Below are 657 nucleotides of genomic sequence, written 5' to 3' on the forward strand. Positions count from 1 at the left end.
AGGCGGTGAGCGTCAAGGTAGATGTCGCGTGAGAGGGTTCAGCCGATGCGCTTCACCTCCTGCACGGCCGGGGTGAGACTGGGCGAGGGGCCCAGGCGGACGGAGCCCGCGGGAGTCCAGTTGCGCGTGACGCGGCTCCAGCGCTCCGGGTGACGGGAGTGGGCGCGCTGGTACACCTGGTGGCGTCGCGCCAGCAGCGAGGCCTCGCGACCGAAGTGCCTGTCGTCGGGCGGGACGAAGCGGATGGCGGAGTGAAGGTGCTCGTTGTTGGTAAGCGCCCGACGGCCGACGTCCTGAACGGGGGTGGACCCGCCGGTTCACTCCGGCATGCGACGACCCAATCCGGATGAGTGGAAGCAGTTGGTAGAAGAGTTCGAGGCGAGCGGGCTGACGCAGAAGCAGTTCGCGGACAGGCACGAGGTCTCGCTCAGCGCCTTCCAGTACAAGCTGAACAAGAAGCCGAGGTCCGCACTGGGGCGGAGGCCCGAATCGACAGAGGGGCCACGGGGGAGGTTCCTTCCCGTGGAGGTGGTCGCGTCCCCCGCGCCGCGGACGCGAGAAGGACTGATGCTCGAGGTGGCGCTGCCGCGAGGAGTGCTCATGCGTTTCCCGGAGGGCACGCAGGCGGAGTACCTCGCGCATCTCGTGGTGGTGCCC

The 657-nt window shown here is 68.6% G+C and carries 2 protein-coding genes; one reads left to right on the forward strand and one right to left on the reverse strand.

Annotation, left to right across the window (positions count from 1 at the left end; translation table 11 throughout):
- Positions 1-38: 38 nt before the first annotated feature.
- Positions 39-176 carry a hypothetical protein gene (locus tag D7Y04_RS44760; protein WP_158627691.1) on the reverse strand — a complete coding sequence of 46 codons (138 nt, stop codon included), beginning with the start codon at positions 174-176 and terminating at the stop codon, positions 39-41.
- 151 nt (positions 177-327) lie between these two features.
- On the opposite strand from D7Y04_RS44760, the gene D7Y04_RS42490 reads away from it, so the two are divergent.
- Positions 328-657: hypothetical protein (locus D7Y04_RS42490; protein WP_147477328.1), on the forward strand; the 330-nt coding region annotated here is incomplete at its 3' end.

The sequence above is a fragment of the Corallococcus sp. AB038B genome (assembly GCF_003668955.1).
Classification (GTDB): Bacteria; Myxococcota; Myxococcia; order Myxococcales; family Myxococcaceae; genus Corallococcus; species Corallococcus exiguus.